We start from the raw sequence: 17,944 nt of genomic DNA on the forward strand, positions 1-17,944 counted from the left end.
CGCGCGGGACCTGCGCCGGAGCCGTCGTACCTGCGCATCATGTACGCCTCCTGACGGCTCCCCGGGAGACGCTGCGCGCGTCGAGCCCGGACAGACCGCGCACGGCGACATACGCCTTCTCGCGCCCCGGCAGCGAAACGCGGCCCCGAAGGACCGCTTCCGGCTCCCGCTCGATGCGATCGAGCAACCGGCGGTAGATGCCCGCCATCGCCGCCACACAGGCGCCGCTGCGCCGGTCCAGCATGGGCAGCAGGCGGTAGCCCTCGGCGAACAGCGCCCGGGCGCGGCGGACTTCGAAGTGCACGAGGCCCGCGAAGTCCGACCCGGCGGGCGGCTCGCTGCCGGCGAACCCGGCGGAGCAGCCGAACTTGGCGAGGTCGTCGGCCGGGAGGTAGGTGCGCCCTTCGAGGGCGTCCTCGCGAACGTCCCTGAGGATATTGGTGAGTTGGAGCGCGAGGCCGAGCGTGTCGGCGTACTCCGGCGCGCGCTCCGCGTGCAGCGCCCCCGGCTCGGTGCCGAACACCCCGAGGGAGAGCCGCCCGATCGCGCCGGCCACACAGCGGCAGTAGACCTTCAGGTCGTCCCAGGTCTCGTAGGTCTCGCCGCGCACGTCCATCAGGACGCCGTCGATCAGCTCGTCGAGCCCGCCGAGCGGGATCGGGAAGTGCCGGGCCGCGTGGCTCAGCGCCACGGCCACGGGGTCGGTGTCGTCCTCCGCCACCTCGCCGTCGCGGACACGGGTGAGCAGGGCCCGGGTGTCGTGGAGCCGCGCCCCCTTCACGTCCGGCTCCAGGGCGCCGTCGCCGATGTCGTCCACGCGCCGCGAGAACGCGTAGAGCGCGGACATCGCCCGCCGCTGCGGCGTCGGCAGCAGCCTGATGCCGTACGCGAAATTGCGCGCCTGCTGCCCGGTCACGGTCTCGCAATAGCTGTATGCGGCGAGTACCGGCGCGGACACGCGAGGTTCTGACTCCACGGTCCGGCTCACCCCTCTCCTCGCAGAACCGCGCCCACCTCGCGCACCAGGCGCGGCTTCGTGGGCTTCGGCGGCCTTGGAAGTACGTCGTATCCGGCGGCGGCGATCGCCGCGACCGCCGCCCTCCCCCCTGCCACGAACCCTGCAAGCAGCAGCTTCAGCCTGCCGTGGACGCTACCCACCAGGGGGGTGCCTTCATTCAGGAGGCAGCGGGCGCGTTCCGCTTCATATGCAACCAGTGCGCGCACCGACGCGCCTGCCGTAGGGACAGCCAGATCCCGCTCCTGGACATGAAACCGCTTCATGTCCTCGGCGGGGAGATAGACACGGTCGCGGCCCAGGTCCTCGCGCACGTCCTGGAGGTGCTCCACGATCTGCAGTGCCGTGCACACGGAGTCCGAGAGGCGCACGCGCTCGGGTGTGGCGGTGTCGGTGATGGCGAGGACCAGGCGTCCGACGGGGTTGGCGGACAGCTCGCAGTAGGCCACGAGGTCGTCGTAGGTCTCGTACCGCTTGACGAGCTGGTCCTGGCGGTTGGCCGCGATCAGGGCGAGAAAGGGCTCGGGGGTGAGCCGGCGGCGGCGCACGGTCGGCACCAGGGCCCGAAGGAGCGGGTGGCCGGGCTCCTGACCTGCGAAGACCTTGCCGAGGTCGGCTTCGAAGGCGTCCAGGAGCGCGAGCGGGTCGCCGGCGGTCCCGCGGTCCGCGCCGAGGTAGCGGGCGTGGGCCGCGCCGCGGTCGAGGTCGGCGTCGCCGATGTCGTCGACCAGGCGGGCGTAGCCGTACACGGCCATGAGGTCCTCGCGCCAGGCGCGCGGGAGGAAGAACGGGGCCACGGGGAAGTTCTCGTCCGCGGCTTTGTCGAGGACGGCGGACGCATCGCGGAGCCGGAGATCGTCCGTAGCCATTGCCGTCACATCTCCCGTTCTACACTGCCGACCCAAAACATCCTATTTCGGACACGCCGCCCCGCCTCCCGTGCGGCCGACCGCGCCCCCGCCACGGTGCCGCGCGATATCGCCCCACTTGCCGCGAATCAGCACCGGTACAGCTTACGTTGTACAACGCACACCGAGTCGTCGGGGTGTTCGGCACATCACAACAACGCACCGATTGGCTTCAATCTTCCCTGAACTCCGGTGACTTGAGGGGCTCCTGGGGTCCGGACACGGGTCAGGGCCCCGCCGGGGACGTCCCGGCGGGGCCCTGACCCGTTCGGCCGCCACACCCGTGCGGCCATTCGGCTACTTGCCGGTGAACTTCTCGTACTCCTTGATGACCTCGTCCGTCGGTCCGTCCATCCGCAGCTCGCCCCGCTCCAGCCAGAGCACGCGGTCGCAGGTGTCACGGATCGACTTGTTGTTGTGGCTCACCAGGAAGACCGTGCCCGCCTCCTTGCGCAGCTCGCGGATGCGGGCCTCGGAGCGCTTCTGGAACTTGCGGTCGCCGGTGGCGAGGGCCTCGTCGATCATCAGTACGTCGTGGTCCTTGGCCGCCGCGATGGAGAACCGCAGGCGGGCGGCCATGCCGGAGGAGTAGGTGCGCATCGGCAGGGTGATGAAGTCACCCTTCTCGTTGATGCCGGAGAAGTCGACGATGTCCTGGTAGCGCGCCTTGATCTGCTCCCGGCTCATGCCCATCGCGAGCCCGCCGAGGATCACGTTGCGCTCGCCGGTCAGGTCGTTCATGAGGGCCGCGTTCACCCCGAGCAGCGAGGGCTGGCCGTCGGTGTACACCTTGCCCTTCTCGGCGGGAAGGAGGCCGGCGATGGCCCGGAGCAGGGTGGACTTGCCGGAGCCGTTCGAGCCGATGAGGCCGATCGCCTCGCCGCGGTAGGCGGTGAAGCTGACGCCGCGCACGGCGTGCACCTTGCGCACACCGCGCTCCTCGCCGCGCCTGATGATGCGGCTCAGCGCGGAGGTGGCGCTGCCCTTGCCCGTCTTGGCGCCGTTGACGCGGTAGACGATGTGCAGCTCGTCGGCGATGACGGTGGGGATGTGCGCCTTGCTCAAGCCGACCGCCTGGTCGTTGTTGTCCTCAGCCACGGCCGTAGCGCTCCTCAGCCTTCCAGAAGTACACGAAGCCGCCCGCGGCGACGAGCAGGGCCCAGCCGGCCGCGACCAGCCAGACGTGCGGGGGCAGGTTCTCCGAGCCGTAGCCGTCGATGAGCGCGAAGCGCATCAGGTCCATGTAGATGGCGGCCGGGTTCCACTGGAGGATGTCGGCGATCCACGCCGGGTGCTCCTTGAGCATCACCGGGATGGAGAACATCACGCCGGACGCGTACATCCAGGTGCGCATCACGAACGGCATCAGCTGCGCGAGGTCGGGGGTCTTGCTGCCGAGCCTCGCCATGATCAGCGCCAGGCCGGTGTTGAAGAGGAACTGCAGCGCGAGCACCGGCGGGATGAGCAGCCAGGAAAGGCGCGGGTAGCTGCCGAAGCCGACCGCCACCACGAACAGCACGATCATCGAGAACAGCAGCTGCTGGAGCTGCTGCAGCGAGAACGAGATCGGCAGCGAGGCGCGCGGGAAGTGCAGCGCGCGCACCAGACCGAGGTTGCCCGAGATCGCCCGCACGCCCGCCATCACCGAGCTCTGCGTGAAGGTGAAGACGAAGACGCCTGTCACGAGGAACGGGATGTACACCTCCCGCTCCATGCCCCGGTCGGCCTTGAGGATCAGGCCGAAGATGAGGAAGTAGACGAGCGCGTTGAGCAGTGGTGTCGCCACCTGCCACAGCTGGCCGAGCTTGGCCTGGCTGTACTGGGCGGTGAGCTTCGCCTGCGAGAAGGCGAGGATGAAGTGGCGCCGGCCCCAGAGCTGGCGGACGTACTCGAAAAGACCCGGACGGGCGCCGCTGACGGACAGGCCGTACTTGGCCGCCAGCTCTGCGGGGGACAGCCCGTCGTCGGGCGACGGTGGCGCGGTCACCGCGACTCCACCGTCCTGCGTTGTCTCACTCACGAGGGGAAACTTTCGTCTTCAGATGCACGGCCGGTCGGGCGTAGGCGTGGGGGGCCAGGGACCGGAATACGGCCCGAATGTTCTCAGACCAGAGCTTGTCAGATCACGGGAGGTCGGCCCAGCCGGGTCAGGCGCCACACCGTACGCCACCGCATGGGGCGCCGAGGGCCGCTCGGGCTGGTCCAGCCCTCCTTGAAACCGCCGAACCAGGCCTTCAGGGCGGGCCGCGAGGGGCGCCGGGCGAGGGTGAGCAGGAGCCAGACGCCGAGGTACACGGGCACGAGCACGGCGGGCAGGTTGCGGCGGGCAAGCCAGACCCGGTTGCGGGCCACCATGCGGTGGTAGACCGCGTGCCGGGAGGGGGCCGTGGTGGGGTGGAACAGCACCATGTCGGCGCGGTAGTCGATCATCCAGCCCGCGTCCAGGGCACGCCAGGCGAGGTCGGTCTCCTCGTGGGCGTAGAAGAAGGCGTCGGGCAGGCCGCCGACCTCCTTCAGGACCGCGGTGCGCACGGCGTTGGCGCCGCCGAGGAACGTCGTCACGCGGGAGGAGCGCATCGGGTCCGAGGCGCGCAGGCGCGGGACGTGGCGGCGCTGGGTGACGCCGGTGTCCGGGTCGGCGATGCGGAAGCTGATGATGCCGAGCTCGGGGTCCGCCGCGAAGGCCGCGCGGCACAGCTCGGCGGTGTCGGTGTGCGCGAGCAGTCCGTCGTCGTCGAGGAAGAGCAGGATGTCGACGTCGGTGCCGCCCGGGCCGAAGGCCTCGATGCCCACATTGCGCCCGCCCGGGATGCCCAGGTTCTCGGGCAGTTCTATGGTGCGCACGCCTTCGGGCACCTCCGGCACGGGGGCGCCGTTGCCGACGACGACCACCTCGACCCGGTCGCCGTCCTGCTTGGCGACCGAGTCGAGCAGCGCGCGCAGCTCCTGCGGGCGGTTGCCCATGGTGATGACGACCGCGCCGACCTTGAGCGGCGCGGCCGGCGTCCCCGGTGTGCCGGAGGGGCTCGGTGTGCTCACTTCAGCCTGCTCGACGCGAGGATGGACACTAGGTGCAGCACGGTCTGCAGGAGGGCGATGCCGGCGAGGACCGCGACACCCAGACGCGAGAAGAACAGGTCCCCCCGGATCTGGTCCACGACCGCGATGACCAGGATCAGCAGTGACGCCTCGATGCCGAGGATGAGGCGGTGGAACTTCAGCGCTCCGGCGACCTTGCGGGCCAGGGCCACGCCGGACGCGCGCGGCTCGGACGCCGACTCCTGCACCGGCGCCATGCCCTGCTGGTGCCGGGCGACGGCCACGAGGTCGGTCTCGGCCTTGATCAGGATGGCGCCGAGGGCGGCCAGGGTGCCGAGGAAGGCCCACAGCCAGTCGATGCGGCCCGATCCCCACAGGTCGGCGGCGCGCAGACCGAAGCCGACCAGGACCGCCGCGTCGCACAGATAGGCGCCGACCCGGTCCAGGTACACCCCGGACATGGAGTACTGCTTGCGCCAGCGGGCGATCTCCCCGTCGACGCAGTCGAGCAGCAGGTAGAGCTGGACCGCGACGACCCCGAGCACCGCGCCCCAGATCCCCGGCACGAGCAGGGCCGGGGCCGCGAGGACGCCCGCGACGGTCATCAGGTAGGTCAGCTGATTGGGCGTGATCCTGGTGTTCACCAGGTAGCGGTCGCAGCGCAGCGAGATCTCCCGCATGTACATGCGTCCCGCCCAGTGCTCACCGCTGCGCCGGTCCTTCACCCCCGCGGGGTGAACGACGGGCCGGAGTTCAGCTACCGATGGCCTTGGCATAGTCGGCGTATGCGTCCTTGATCTGGTCGGTGTTCAGATTGAGGTGCTCGAGGATCGTGTAGCGGCCCGGCCGGGTCTGCGGGGCGTACTCGACGACCTGGACGAACTCGTCCACGGTGAAGCCGATCTCCTCCGGGAGCACGGGCAGACCGTGGCGGCGCAGGACCTCCGCCATGTACGCCGACTCCTCACGGGCACCGCGCAGGTACATCGCGAAGGCGGCGCCGAGCCCGCACTGCTCGCCGTGGCTCGCGGCGCGCTTGGGGAAGAGCAGGTCGAAGGCGTGGTTGATCTCGTGGCAGGCGCCGGACGCCGGGCGGGAGTCGCCCGAGACGGACATGGCGATGCCGGTGAGGACCAGGCCCTCGGCGAGCACCTGGAGGAAGCCGTCGTCGCCGACGCCGCCGGGGTGGCGCAGGACCGCCTCGCCCGCCTGGCGGGCCATCGCGGCGGCGAGGCCGTCGATGTCCTCGCCGCGCTCGCGGGCGGCCAGCTCCCAGTCCCGGATCGCCGAGATGTTGGAGAGCGCGTCGCCGATGCCGGAGCGCACGAAGCGGACCGGGGCCTCGCGGATGACGTCGAGGTCGATGACGACCGCGATCGGGTTCGGCACGCCGTAGGAGCCGCGGCCCGCGTCGTTGTCGAGGGTCGCGACGGGCGAGCAGAGGCCGTCGTGCGACAGGTTCGTCGCGACGGCGACCAGCGGCAGGCCGACGCGCGCCGCGGCGAACTTGGCGCAGTCGATGATCTTGCCGCCGCCGAGGCCGACGACCGCGTCGTAGCGGCCCTTCTTCATGGCCTCGGCGAGCTTGATGGCGTCATCGAGCGTGCCGCCGCCCACCTCGAACCACTCGGCACTCGGCAGCGACGGCGCGAGCCGCTTGCGCAGCACCGCGCCGGAGCCGCCGCTGATGGCGATGGCGAGCTTGCCGGTCGACGAGCAGATCCGCTGGTCGGCGAGGACACCGGCCAGGTCGTTCAACGCCCCCGGCCGGATGTCCACGACGACCGGCGAGGGGATGAGCCTCGTCAGTACTGGCACGCGATCTCACGTCCCTTGGCGAGGTCGTCGTGGTTGTCGATCTCGACCCACTTGACGTCGCCGATCGGCGCCACATCGATCTTGAAGCCGCGGTTGACGAGCTCCTGGTAGCCGTCCTCGTAGTAGAGGTCGGGGTCGCGCTCGAAGGTGGTCTTCAGCGCGTCGGCGAGCTCGTCGGCCGCCTCGCCCTCGATGAGGGTGACGCCGATGTACTCGCCGGTGGCCGTCGCCGGGTCCATCAGCTTGGTGATCTTCTGGACGCCCTTCTCGGGGTCCACGATGACCTTCATCTCCTCGTCGGCGAGGTTCTTCACCGTGTCGAGGGCGAGGATGATCTTCTTGCCGTCGCCGCGGGCGGCGAGCAGCGTCTTCTCGACGGAGACCGGGTGCACGGTGTCACCGTTGGCGAGGATCACCGAGTGCTTGATCGAGTCGCGGCCGCACCACAGGGAGTAGGCGTTGTTCCACTCCTCGGCCTTGTCGTTGTCGATCAGCGTGAGCTTGAGGTTGTACTTCGCCTCGAGCGCGGCCTTGCGGTCGTACACGGCTTCCTTGCGGTAGCCGACGATGATCGCGACCTCGGTCAGGCCGATCTCGGCGAAGTTCTTCAGGGTGAGGTCGAGGACAGCCAGCTCGTTCTCGGTTCCCTCGCCCACGACGGGCACCAGCGCCTTGGGAAGCGTTTCGGTGTAGGGGCGCAGACGCCGGCCGGCGCCGGCGGCCAGGACGAGGCCGATCATGCGGGTTCTCCTTCATCGTGTACGGCGGGTGCTCCGCGCTTGTGAGCGGTCACCCAGAAGCGGATGCTCTCGACGAGCACCACGAGGGCCACGGCCACGGCGAGCGCCGTGAGCGCGACGGTGAAATCTGTGTTTGTCAGCAGGGCGGCCAGCACGGTGACCGCGAACGTCCTGCCTTCGTGCCCGCCGATCGCCCGCACCAGCCAGCGCGGGGGCGCGCCGACACCGCGAATGCGGTACACGGTGTCGTAGTGATGGTAGGCGACCGCGGCCACCAGGCCGAAAGCCGCGGGAAGGCTCCCGTTCACGTCGGCTTTGGCGGCCAGTACCAGAACGGTGCCGTATTCGGCGGCCCGGAAGAACGGCGGAACCAGCCAGTCGAGGCGCCCCTTGAGCCGCGGGGTGACGGCGAGGCCCGAGGTGACCGCGTAGACGGCGGCGCCGAGCACCGGCCAGGGGCTGCCGTAGGAGCTGAAGGCGGCCGTGCAGACGACCGCGGCGGCGCCGACGAGGGCGAGCAGCGGCGCGAGGGGCAGCGGCCCGCGGCGCAGCGCGGCGAGGGCGGCGGCGACGGTGCCGCTGTCGGCGAGGTCGGTGAGGGCCTGGGCGGCGCGCTCGGTGCGGGGGGCCTTGCGCAGCGAGCGCAGGACGCGGCCCGCCGTGGTGTAGCAGGCGGCGAGACCGCAGCCGACCAGGAGCACGACGAAGGTGATCCGCGGCGTGGTGACGGCGGTGAGCACGGCGATGAGGGCCCAGCGCTCGCCGATGGGCAGGACGATCATCCGGCGCACCCAGACCGTCCAGCCGACGCCGTCGAGCTTGCCGGAGAGCGTCGCGGTGGGGCTGGTGTTGACGGCGGCCTTGCCCGCGTCGTCGACGTTGCCCTCGTTGAAGGAGAAGTCCACGACGTGCCGGCAGGTCTGCAGGATCATCGCGCCGAGCGCGAGCGCCCACACGTCGTCCCCGCCGCGGGCGGCGCCGAGGGCGAGGCCCGCGTAGTACGCGTACTCCTTGGCGCGGTCGAAGGTCGCGTCGAGCCAGGCGCCGAGCGTGGAGTACTGCAGTGAGTAGCGGGCGAGCTGGCCGTCGGTGCAGTCCAGGACGAAGGAGAACAGGAGCAGCAGTCCGGCGGCGACGAAGCCGCCGCGGGTGCCGGTCGCCGCGCAGCCGGCCGCGATCACCGCGACGAGCAGGGACGCGGTGGTGACCTGGTTGGGGGTGAGGCCCCGGCGCGCGCACCAGCGGGCGAGATAGCGCGAGTAGGGGCTGATGCAGTACGTCGTGAAGAAGCCGTCGCGGGCCTTCACCGCGCCGCGCAGGCGCACGGCCTCGTCGTCGACGGCGGCGACGGCCTGGCGTGCGGTGTTGCGGGACTCGGGGTCGCCGGGCAGGGCCGCGACGAGGGTGCCGAGTTCGGGCCGGTGCACGTCGGTGCCGGTGGCCTCGATCGCGGCGGCGACGCGGTCGGGCACGGCGTCGGGGGCGAGCGTCACGGGCGCGCGGCCACCGTCGGCGCCGGCGGTCCCAACTGCCGTGCGCAGCGCGGCCGTCAGCTCCCGGCGGGCTCCCGCCTGCGCGGTCACGGCGCCGGGCACGGCCGACACCGGGAAGCGCGGGTCGGTCAGGCCGAGCCGCAGGGCGTGGACGTGGCCGACGAAGCGGCTGTCGACGAGGGCGACGCGCTCGGCGGCGGGCAGGTCACGCAGCAGGGCCTCGAGCTCTTCCGGGGACGCCGCCTCGGGGGCGGTCCGCACGTCGAAGCCCAGGGACCGCAGATCGCCTTCGAGCGGCGAACCGGGCACCGGCCGGCCGGTGAGGATGGCGGTCGACAGACGAACTCACTCCTTGATTCCCGGCGCGGCTCGCGCGGGCACGTGCGTGACGGGGGCACCCGGGCAGCGAGGCGGCCGGGCGGCATGTCGGCAGAGGCTATCGGATGAATGGAAGCGGGCGTTCACCGCCCGTTCACGCCCCGATCAGCGCGGTCTGCGTGGTTCTCGACCGCCGCGATCATCATGGTCGAAAGCGGCCCGCGGCCACAAACCGCGGGGTCCACAACCGTCCAAGCCAGCCTAAGGTGGACGTCCATGACATGGATGATCACAGGTGGAGCGGGATATATCGGGGCGCATGTGGCGCGGGTCATGGCCGGGGCGGGTGAGCGGGTGGTCGTCGTGGACGACGTCTCCTCGGGGGTGCCGGAGCGGCTGCCCGCGGACATTCCGCTGGTACGGGGCACTTCGCTCGACGGGGACCTGGTGCGACGGGTGTGCGCCGAGCACGCGGTGACGGGTGTGGTGCATCTCGCCGCCCGCAAGCAGGTCGGCGAATCGGTGGAGCAGCCGCTGCGTTACTACCGGGAGAACGTCGGGGGCCTGACGACGCTCCTGGAGGCGGTGGTGGACGCGGGCGTGCAGCGGTTCGTCTTCTCGTCGTCGGCGGCGGTCTACGGCAATCCGCCGGACGCCGACCTGGTCGCGGAGGACACGCCCTGCGCGCCGGTGAGCCCCTACGGCGAGACGAAGCTGGCCGGCGAGTGGCTGGTGCGGGCGGCGGGCAGGGCGCACGGCCTGACCACGACCTGTCTGCGCTACTTCAACGTGGCGGGCGCCGCGAGCCCCGAGCTGGCCGACACCGGCGTCTTCAACGTGGTCCCGATGGTCTTCGACCGCCTCACCCGCGGCGAGGCCCCGCGCATCTTCGGCACCGACCACCCCACGCCCGACGGCACCTGCGTGCGCGACTACATCCACGTCAGCGACCTCGCCGAGGCGCACCTCGCCGCCGCCCGCCGCCCCGTCGAGCCGGGCAGTGATCTGACGGTGAACATCGGCCGCGGCGAGGGTGTTTCCGTACGCGAACTCCTCACCGTGATCGCGGAGGTCACCGGGGACCACCGGGAGCCGCTCGTCGAGCCGCGCCGGGCGGGTGACGCGCCGCGCGCCGTGGCGGACGTGCGGCTCGCGGCGAAGGAGCTGGGCTTCGGGGCCGGGCGCGGGGTGCGGGAGATGGTGGAGTCCGCGTGGGCGGGCTGGTGCCTGCGCCACCCCGAGGCCGCGCGCGGCTAGCCACGCCGGGCGCCCGCCCCTCCACCCGGCACTCGCAGGGCTCTGACCTGCGGACTGTTTACGCAGGTCAGAGCATATGACAACGGTTCTCAGGAGCGTGTTGCACATACCCCCCACCCGTAGTTGACTGAAGGCCGCGACCGGACCTGGGCGCCGACGGACGACGACGGAGGAACGCACCATGGGGGCAGGACACGACCACGGCCACGCGCCGCCCGCCAAGGGCACGGCCACGGCCGCGTACAAAGGTCGTCTGCGCATCGCGCTGACCATCACGCTCACCGTCATGGTGGTCGAGATCGTCGGCGGCATCGTCGCCGACTCCCTCGCCCTGATCGCGGATGCGACGCACATGGCGACGGACGCGCTCGGCCTCAGCATGGCGCTGCTCGCGATCCACTTCGCGAACCGCCCGCCGAGCGAGAACCGCACCTTCGGCTACGCCCGCGCCGAGATCCTGGCGGCGCTCGCCAACTGTCTGCTCCTGTTCGGCGTCGGCGGGTACGTCCTGTACGAGGCGGTGCAGCGGTTCGTCACGCCCGCCGAGACCGAGGGCGGGCTGACGATGATCTTCGGCCTCATCGGCCTGCTGGCGAACCTGGTCTCGCTTGCCCTGCTGATGGGCGGCCAGAAGGACAGCCTCAATGTGCGCGGCGCCTTCCTGGAGGTCCTCGCGGACGCCCTCGGGTCGGTCGCGGTCCTCGTCTCGGCCGCCCTCATCCTGCTCACCGGCTGGCAGGCCGCCGACCCCATCGCCTCCATCGTCATCGGGCTCATGATCGTCCCGCGTACGTGGAAGCTGCTGCGGGAGACGCTGAACGTACTGCTCGAATCGGCGCCCAAGGGTGTCGACATGGCCGAGGTCCGCGCCCACATGCTGGCCCTGCCCGGCGTGGAGGACGTGCACGACCTGCACGCCTGGACGATCACGTCGGGCATGCCGGTCCTGTCCGCGCACGTCGTCGTCAGCTCCGAGGCCCTGACCGCCATCGGCCACGAGAAGATGCTGCACGAGCTGCAGCTCTGCCTGGGCGACCACTTCGACGTCGAGCACTGCACGTTCCAGTTGGAGCCCGGCGGCCACGCCGAGCACGAGCCGGGGCTGTGCCACTGACGGCGGGGCAGGTGATCACGGACAGTGGTACCCTGGCCAGGACCTTGGCGGAAGAGAAGGAGGTGGGTTGATGACTGTCGCGGCTGACGCTGCCCTGCGCGGCGACACGTCTGTCCCCACTTCCCGGGTCCACGCCTGACCTTCCGTACGTCGCCTCTCGCAGGTACGTCACGCATGTCACGTATGCACTGTGCGTACGTCACCCGTGTCACGGCCGGGCCCACTCATCCAAGGGTTCACCACGTTGACTCAGAACGCGATCACCAACGCCTTCTTCACCCTGCACCACGGCCTGCCCCGGCAGGGCCCCGGCTCCGACGACACCACCCGCAAGCTGCTCGCCCTCGCCGGTGAGCTGCCCGCCCGTCCGCGCGTGCTCGACCTGGGCTGCGGCCCCGGCCGTTCCGCGCTGCTCCTGGCCGCCGAGGCGGGCGCCGAGGTCACGGCCGTCGATCTGCACGAGCCGTTCCTCACCGAGCTGCGCGCGGCGGCCGACGCCCGCGGGCTCGGCGACCGGGTGCGCACCGTCCTGGCCGACATGGGCGAACTGCCCTGCCCGGACGGTTCGTTCGACCTGATCTGGGCCGAGAGCTCGGTCTACTCCATCGGCTTCGACACCGCCCTCGACGCCTGGCGCCGGCTGCTCGCGCCCGGCGGGAAGCTCGTCGTCACCGAGTGCGAGTGGACGACCGCCGACCCGTCCGGGGCGGCGCGTGCCTTCTGGGACCAGCACTACCCGCTGCGCACCCCCGAGGAGAACACCCGCGCGGCACTCGCCGCCGGGTACGCGGTGCTCGGCACCGTGTCCCAGCCGGAGTCCGACTGGGACGAGTACTACGGTCCGCTCGGCGCCCGCGCCGACGCGGCCGACCCCGAGGCGCCCGGCATGGCCGAGGCCCTGGCCGCCACCCGCGCCGAGATCGCGATGCGGCGGGAGCACGGGGCGGAGTTCGGCTACGCCGGCTACGTCCTCAGCCCGGCGGGCGGCGGCTGGCGCACCCGGCCCGAGGCGGCGTCCGGCGCCGACCGCGCGGCGGTGCGCGCCGTCAACGTCGCCGCCTTCCCCACCGAGGGGGAGGCCGACCTCGTGGACGCGCTCCGCGAGGACGCCGGGGCCTGGATCGACGGGCTGTCGTTCGTCGCGGAGGCGCCCCGCGGGGACGGCTCGGGCGGCCCTGAAGGCACCGACGGTTCGGGCAGGGAGGTCGTGGCGCACGCCCTGATCACCCGCTGCCACGTGGACGGCGCCCCGGCCCTGTGCCTGGCGCCGGTGGCCGTACTCCCGGCGTACCAGAAAACGGGCGCTGGTTCGGCCGTCGTGCGCGCCGTGCTGCACGCCGCGCGCGCCCGTGGCGAGCAACTGGTCCTGGTGCTCGGACACCCGGACTACTATCCGCGGTTCGGCTTCACCCCGGCCTCGGCGTACGGGATCCGGCCAAGTTTCGAGGTGCCGGACGAGGCCATGATGGCGCTGGTCCTCGACCGGCCCGGCACGGACGGTGGGGTGCCCGTTCCGTCGGGCACGATCGCCTATCCGGCGGCCTTCGGGGTCTGACCCCGGCGGTCCCCCGGCCCGACGCCGGGGGTGCCGTGGCCGAATCCGCATGTCCCGTCCCCACGGTCGGGGACGGGACATGCGGGGCCCCCGGAGTGCCGGGAGAGCCCCTGTCGTACGGCAGACTTGGCCATCAGCGACCGAAGCGAAGGATGGGTATGCCGATCACACCTGCCACCGCGGCGAACAGCTCGTCGAACGGCACCGGAGAGACAATCTTGCTGGAACTCGTCGACGAGGACGGCAGGACGATCGGCACGGCGGAGAAGCTTGCCGCGCATCAGGCGCCCGGGCAGCTGCACCGGGCGTTCTCCGTCTTCCTCTTCGACGAGCAGGGGCGTCTGCTCCTTCAGCAGCGGGCGCTCGGCAAGTACCACTCCCCCGGCGTCTGGTCGAACACCTGCTGCGGGCATCCGTACCCCGGCGAGGCGCCGTTCGCGGCCGCCGCCCGGCGCACCTTCGAGGAGCTCGGCGTCTCGCCGTCGCTGCTCGCGGAGGCGGGCACCGTTCGCTACAACCACCCGGACCCGGAGTCGGGCCTGGTGGAGCAGGAGTTCAACCACCTCTTCGTGGGCATGGTGCAGGCCGAGCTGCGCCCGGACGCGAGCGAGGTGGGCGACACCGCTTTCGTGACCGCCGCGGAGCTCGCGGAGCGGCACGCGAAGGGGCCGTTCTCCGCGTGGTTCATGACCGTCCTGGATGCGGCACGGCCCGCGATCAAGGAGCTGACGGGGCCGGGCGCGGGCTGGTAGCCCGGCGGGCGGCCCTCAGATCCCGTTGGGTTTCAGGGGCAAGGCGGCCCAGATGACCTTGCCCCCGCCGGCCGTGTGCTCGACGTCGCACGCGCCGCCCGCCTCACGGGCGATCTCCCGCACGAGGAGCAGCCCGCGGCCGCCGGTCTGGCCGTAGTCGGCCTCCAGGGCCGTCGGGCGATAGGGGTGGTTGTCCTCCACGGAGACCCGCACCCACTCCGCGCCGACCGCGACCTCCACGGCGAGCATCGGCGAGAGCAGCGCCGCGTGCCGCACCGCGTTGGTGACCAGCTCGGAAACGATCAGCAGGAGTCCCTGCACCAGCTCGTCCGGTGCCGGCACCCCCTGACGCGCGAGCAGGTCGCGCACCGCGTGCCGTGCCTGGGGCACCGAGGCGTCGACGGCGGGGGCGGTGAACCGCCACACGCCCTCGTACGGCACCCGCCCACCTCCCCCGGGGAGCGGGCCCGGCCCTCTCCCGTCGTTGCCCATCGCCCGGTCCCCGCCCTCGCGCTCGGTTGTCACCACACGTCGAGTGTTGGTAACGCGCTGGTCCGTACCGCGCTACTGACCAGAAGTCAGCGACTATCGACGGGATTTGATCGCCCTCGCGTGCCGTCGTCAGTTGCGCGACTGCTCCTGCCCTTCTTGTTCCGCCTTCAAGGGTTCTTCAGCTTGTACGGCTTGCGGAGTGCCGCCGTCGCCGCCGACGCGCTCCGAGACCAGGCTGATCAGGCGCCGGCCGCCGACGGCCGTCGCGATCAGGCCGAGGCCGTCGAAGAGCAGCGCGAGGGAGAAGAAGCAGCCGATGACGTACTGGCTGCTGCTCGGCCAGTCGCCGAGCACGAGCACGCCCAGGAGCACGCCGAAGGCGCCCTGCAACAGCGTCACCGCCATCTGCGGCCCGCGCACCACCAGGCTGCCGACGAGCCGGAACACACCGCCGGTGAGGAAGAGCAGCGCCGCGAACATCGTCAGCGCCTCCGCGGCCACGTCGGGCCTGCGGATGACGACGACGCCCGCCGCGAGGTTCAGCGCGGCGACCACCACACCGAGCCAGAAGAAGTTCGAGCCGCGCGACTGCACCGCGTGCAGCAGCGCCACCATGCCGCCCACCAGGAGCAGCCAGCCGAACAGCAGCATCGAGGTGAGCGTGGCCACCCCGACGTACACGATGCCGATGAGCCCGCCGAGGACGAGGATCGCGCCGAGCACGGCGAGCCAGCCGAAGCTGCGCCTCAGGCGCTCTCCCTCGGCCGTGCCACCGGTGCCGTCAGCACCGCCCTGACCTGCCTCTTCGCGTGTTCTACCCAGCATCATGAGGGCCTCCGTCCGCCGTGCGAAGCCACCCCTTCTTGATCGTACGTTCGGTGGGTGCGGATAGCATCCGGCGCATGGAGCCGCAGCTGAGGCACGCCGTCGCCGACGGTGTCGCCACCGTCGTCATCGACCACCAGGCCAAGCGCAACGCCATGACGGCGGACATGTGGCGGGCGCTGCCGCCGCTGCTCATGGGGCTCGCCGCGGACCCGGCCGTGCGGGCGCTCGTCCTGACCGGGGCCGGGGACACGTTCTGTGCGGGCGCCGACATCTCGTCGCTGCGCGAGGAACCCGCTCGCGCCCAGGAACTCGCGGTGCGGGCCGAGGAGGCACTCGCGGCCTTCCCCAAGCCGACGCTCGCGGCGGTCGCGGGGTACTGCGTGGGAGGCGGCTGCCAGCTGGCGGCGGCGTGCGACCTGCGGTTCGCCGACGAGGGCGCGGTGTTCGCGGTCACCCCGGCAAAGCTCGGCATCGTCTACCCGGCATCGACGACGCGCCGCCTGGTGTCCCTCGTGGGGCCGTCGACCGCCAAGTACCTGCTGTTCTCCGGCGAGCCGATCGACGCGGGGCGGGCGCTGCGCACCGGGCTCGTGGACGAGGTGCTGCCCTCGGGTGAACTGCGGGCGCGCGTCGCGGAGTTCACCCGGATCCTGGCCGCGCGTTCGCTGCTCACACAGGCGGCGGCGAAGGAGTTCGCGTCCCCGGCCGCCGGTGCGGGCGGCCCCGGCGGTGCGGACGCGGGGGCCGTGCGGGAGGCCCACTGGGCGGAGCAGATGCGCGCGAGCGGCGACACCGCCGAGGGTGTCGCCGCCTTCCTGGAGCGCAGGCAGCCGCGCTTCGCCTGGACCCCGCCCGAGGTCCCGGCTACGCGGGCTGCTCCTCCTCGCTGAACCGGCTGCGGCCGCGGAACATCTCGACGAGGTGCGCGGGCGCCTTCTCCGGCGACCCCGCGTCGTAGGGCGGCTGGGGGTCGTACTCCATCATCAGCTGGACGGCCTGGGCGCGCTCGTCGCCCGCGATCCTGCCGACGAGGGCGAGACCCATGTCGATGCCGGACGACACACCGGCCGCGGTGACGTACTTCCCGTCGAACACGACCCGCCGCCCGGTCGAGCGCACGCCGACCTTGTCCAGCTCCTCCAGGGCCAGCCAGTGCGACGTCGCCTCGCGGCCCTTCAGTAGTCCGGCGGCGGCGAGGGCCAGGGAGCCCGTGCACACGGACGTCGTCCAGGTGGTGGTCCTGTCGGTGGTGCGCAGCCAGCCGAGCAGCGACTCGTTCTCCATCTGGTCGCTCTGGCCGGGGCCGCCGGGCACCACCACGATGTCCGGGCTCTGCACCTCGTCGAAGGACTTGTCGGCGACGAGGGTGAGCTGGCCGGTGTCGTCGCGCACGGGCCCGGCCTGCTCGGCCACGAAGACGACCTCGGCGTCCGGGAGGCCGGCGAGCGTCTGGAACGGGCCGATGGCGTCGAGGGCCGTGAAGCGTTCGTACAGGGCGATGGCGATCTGCATGCGGGCTCTCCTCGGGGAGGCGGGTCGGATGACGGTGGTGCGGTGCAGGGATGGCAGGTGATGGTCGGTGGGTGGCAGGTGGTGGAGCGGTCACGCGGGGGCGGTGAGGGGGCGGTGGAAGCGGCGGCGGTACTCGGCGGGAGCCGTGCCGAGCGCCTTGACGAAGGCGCGGCGCATGGCCTCCGGGGTGCCGTAGCCGCAGGCGCGCGAGACCTCCTCGACGCCGTCGGAGGTGTCCTCGAGGAGTCGGCGGGCGTGCTCGACGCGGACGCGGTCGACGTACTTGCCCGGTGTCATGCCGGTCTCCGCGTGGAAGGCGCGGGCGAAGTGCCGGGGCGAGAGCCGGGCGCGCTCCGCCAGGGACTCCACACTCAGGTCTCCCCCGGGATGCTCGGTGATCCACTGCTGGACCTCGCGCAGCGGCTCACGGCGGGCCGTCTGCACCGACAGCTGGGCGCTGAACTGCGCCTGGTTGCCGGGGCGGCGCAGGAACACGACGAGGAAGCGCGCGATGGTCAGCGCCGTGTCCCGGCCCAGGTCCTCCTCGACGAGGGCGAGCGCCAGGTCGATGCCCGCCGTGACGCCCGCCGAGGTCGACACGTGCCCGTCCCGTACGTAGATGGGGTCGGGGTCCACGTCGATCTCCGGGTGGTCCCGGGCGAGTTTGTCGCAGTACGCCCAGTGGGTCGTCGCGCGGCGGCCGTCGAGCAGGCCGGCCCGCGCGAGCAGGATGGCCCCGGTGCAGACCGAGATCAGCCGCTCGGCGAGCGGGGCGTGGGCCCGCAACCAGGCGACCAGGGCCTCGTCCTCGTCCCTGGTGCCCGCGCCGCCGGGCACCAGGACGGTGTGCGGCACCGGGGTGCCGGCCCCTCCCGCGTGCTCGGCGAGCGAGGAGTCCGGGACCAGCGTGAGCCCGCTCGACGTCCGCACGGGGGCGCCGTCGAGGGAGGCGGTGCGCACCTCGTACGGCGGGGCGTCGGGGTGGGCGTGGCTCGCTCCCGTGAACACCTCGGCGGGGCCCGTGACGTCGAGGCTCTGGACGCCGTCGAAGAGGACGATCAGGACGGTTCGCTGCTCCATGCCCATGATTCTTGGGGTGCGGC

The 17,944-nt window shown here is 71.8% G+C and carries 18 protein-coding genes; 5 read left to right on the forward strand and 13 right to left on the reverse strand.

The window, feature by feature from the left end:
* Positions 1–37: 37 nt before the first annotated feature.
* The 9 genes from hpnD to AB6L24_RS06065 all read right to left on the reverse strand — a co-directional run bounded on the left by hpnD (position 38) and on the right by AB6L24_RS06065 (position 9,352).
* Positions 38–988, reverse strand: coding sequence for a presqualene diphosphate synthase HpnD (gene hpnD, locus AB6L24_RS06025; protein WP_087886581.1), 951 nt, complete (start codon positions 986–988; stop codon positions 38–40).
* Positions 985–1,884: a squalene synthase HpnC gene (gene hpnC / locus AB6L24_RS06030; RefSeq protein ID WP_405652906.1), complete on the reverse strand. Its 900-nt coding sequence runs from the start codon at positions 1,882–1,884 to the stop codon at positions 985–987. Before hpnC ends, hpnD begins: the two co-directional genes overlap by 4 nt.
* Before the next feature lie 336 nt (positions 1,885–2,220).
* Positions 2,221–3,021 (reverse strand): ABC transporter ATP-binding protein, encoded by an 801-nt coding sequence (locus AB6L24_RS06035; RefSeq protein WP_405652911.1) that lies wholly within the window; start codon positions 3,019–3,021, stop codon positions 2,221–2,223.
* Positions 3,014–3,943 (reverse strand): ABC transporter permease, encoded by a 930-nt coding sequence (locus AB6L24_RS06040; protein ID WP_405652913.1) that lies wholly within the window; start codon positions 3,941–3,943, stop codon positions 3,014–3,016. The genes AB6L24_RS06035 and AB6L24_RS06040 overlap by 8 nt, the downstream gene beginning before the upstream one ends.
* A gap of 98 nt (positions 3,944–4,041) precedes the next feature.
* Entirely contained in the window at positions 4,042–4,887 is an 846-nt protein-coding gene (locus AB6L24_RS06045; RefSeq protein ID WP_030357030.1) for a glycosyltransferase family 2 protein, read from the reverse strand.
* A gap of 71 nt (positions 4,888–4,958) precedes the next feature.
* Positions 4,959–5,738 carry a CDP-alcohol phosphatidyltransferase family protein gene (locus tag AB6L24_RS06050; RefSeq protein ID WP_405652915.1) on the reverse strand — a complete coding sequence of 260 codons (780 nt, stop codon included), beginning with the start codon at positions 5,736–5,738 and terminating at the stop codon, positions 4,959–4,961.
* Complete coding sequence (locus tag AB6L24_RS06055; RefSeq protein ID WP_405652918.1) at positions 5,716–6,780, reverse strand: iron-containing alcohol dehydrogenase family protein; 1,065 nt, start codon at positions 6,778–6,780, stop codon at positions 5,716–5,718. Before AB6L24_RS06055 ends, AB6L24_RS06050 begins: the two co-directional genes overlap by 23 nt.
* Positions 6,768–7,520 (reverse strand): sugar phosphate nucleotidyltransferase, encoded by a 753-nt coding sequence (locus AB6L24_RS06060; protein WP_030357027.1) that lies wholly within the window; start codon positions 7,518–7,520, stop codon positions 6,768–6,770. Before AB6L24_RS06060 ends, AB6L24_RS06055 begins: the two co-directional genes overlap by 13 nt.
* On the reverse strand, positions 7,517–9,352 hold the full coding sequence (locus AB6L24_RS06065; RefSeq protein ID WP_405657054.1) for a DUF5941 domain-containing protein: 1,836 nt from the start codon (positions 9,350–9,352) through the stop codon (positions 7,517–7,519). Before AB6L24_RS06065 ends, AB6L24_RS06060 begins: the two co-directional genes overlap by 4 nt.
* A gap of 255 nt (positions 9,353–9,607) precedes the next feature.
* Between AB6L24_RS06065 and galE the strand changes: the two genes are divergently transcribed.
* From galE to idi, 4 genes are all read left to right on the forward strand, one after another.
* A complete protein-coding gene (gene galE / locus AB6L24_RS06070; protein ID WP_405652921.1) occupies positions 9,608–10,588 on the forward strand; it encodes a UDP-glucose 4-epimerase GalE in 981 nt (326 codons plus the stop codon).
* Positions 10,589–10,769: 181 nt separating this feature from the next.
* The gene (locus tag AB6L24_RS06075; RefSeq protein ID WP_380855870.1) at positions 10,770–11,702 is read left to right on the forward strand and encodes a cation diffusion facilitator family transporter; all 933 of its coding nucleotides are present in this window, start codon (positions 10,770–10,772) and stop codon (positions 11,700–11,702) included.
* A gap of 244 nt (positions 11,703–11,946) precedes the next feature.
* Positions 11,947–13,257: a GNAT family N-acetyltransferase gene (locus AB6L24_RS06080; protein ID WP_405652924.1), complete on the forward strand. Its 1,311-nt coding sequence runs from the start codon at positions 11,947–11,949 to the stop codon at positions 13,255–13,257.
* Between the two features lie 158 nt (positions 13,258–13,415).
* The gene (gene idi / locus AB6L24_RS06085) at positions 13,416–14,009 is read left to right on the forward strand and encodes an isopentenyl-diphosphate Delta-isomerase (protein WP_380855876.1); all 594 of its coding nucleotides are present in this window, start codon (positions 13,416–13,418) and stop codon (positions 14,007–14,009) included.
* A gap of 15 nt (positions 14,010–14,024) precedes the next feature.
* Here the strand turns inward: idi and AB6L24_RS06090 are convergent, their stop codons facing one another.
* Both AB6L24_RS06090 and AB6L24_RS06095 read right to left on the reverse strand, forming a co-directional pair.
* Positions 14,025–14,537: an ATP-binding protein gene (locus AB6L24_RS06090; protein ID WP_405652927.1), complete on the reverse strand. Its 513-nt coding sequence runs from the start codon at positions 14,535–14,537 to the stop codon at positions 14,025–14,027.
* A 93-nt stretch (positions 14,538–14,630) separates the two neighbouring features.
* Positions 14,631–15,326, reverse strand: coding sequence for an HdeD family acid-resistance protein (locus AB6L24_RS06095; protein ID WP_405657055.1), 696 nt, complete (start codon positions 15,324–15,326; stop codon positions 14,631–14,633).
* 77 nt (positions 15,327–15,403) lie between these two features.
* Here AB6L24_RS06095 and AB6L24_RS06100 point away from each other — a divergent pair, with 77 nt between their 5' ends.
* The gene (locus tag AB6L24_RS06100) at positions 15,404–16,219 is read left to right on the forward strand and encodes an enoyl-CoA hydratase/isomerase family protein (RefSeq protein WP_405652929.1); all 816 of its coding nucleotides are present in this window, start codon (positions 15,404–15,406) and stop codon (positions 16,217–16,219) included.
* On the opposite strand, the gene AB6L24_RS06105 is transcribed toward AB6L24_RS06100, so the two are convergent.
* On the reverse strand, positions 16,194–16,841 hold the full coding sequence (locus AB6L24_RS06105; protein WP_405652931.1) for a DJ-1/PfpI family protein: 648 nt from the start codon (positions 16,839–16,841) through the stop codon (positions 16,194–16,196). The two genes, AB6L24_RS06100 and AB6L24_RS06105, sit on opposite strands and share 26 nt — an antisense overlap.
* A gap of 90 nt (positions 16,842–16,931) precedes the next feature.
* The gene (locus tag AB6L24_RS06110) at positions 16,932–17,921 is read right to left on the reverse strand and encodes a GlxA family transcriptional regulator (RefSeq protein ID WP_405652933.1); all 990 of its coding nucleotides are present in this window, start codon (positions 17,919–17,921) and stop codon (positions 16,932–16,934) included.
* Positions 17,922–17,944 lie beyond the last annotated feature (23 nt).

Origin of the sequence: Streptomyces sp. RK9 (genome assembly GCF_045070545.1) — a bacterium.
Lineage (GTDB): Bacteria > Actinomycetota > Actinomycetes > Streptomycetales > Streptomycetaceae > Streptomyces > Streptomyces alboflavus.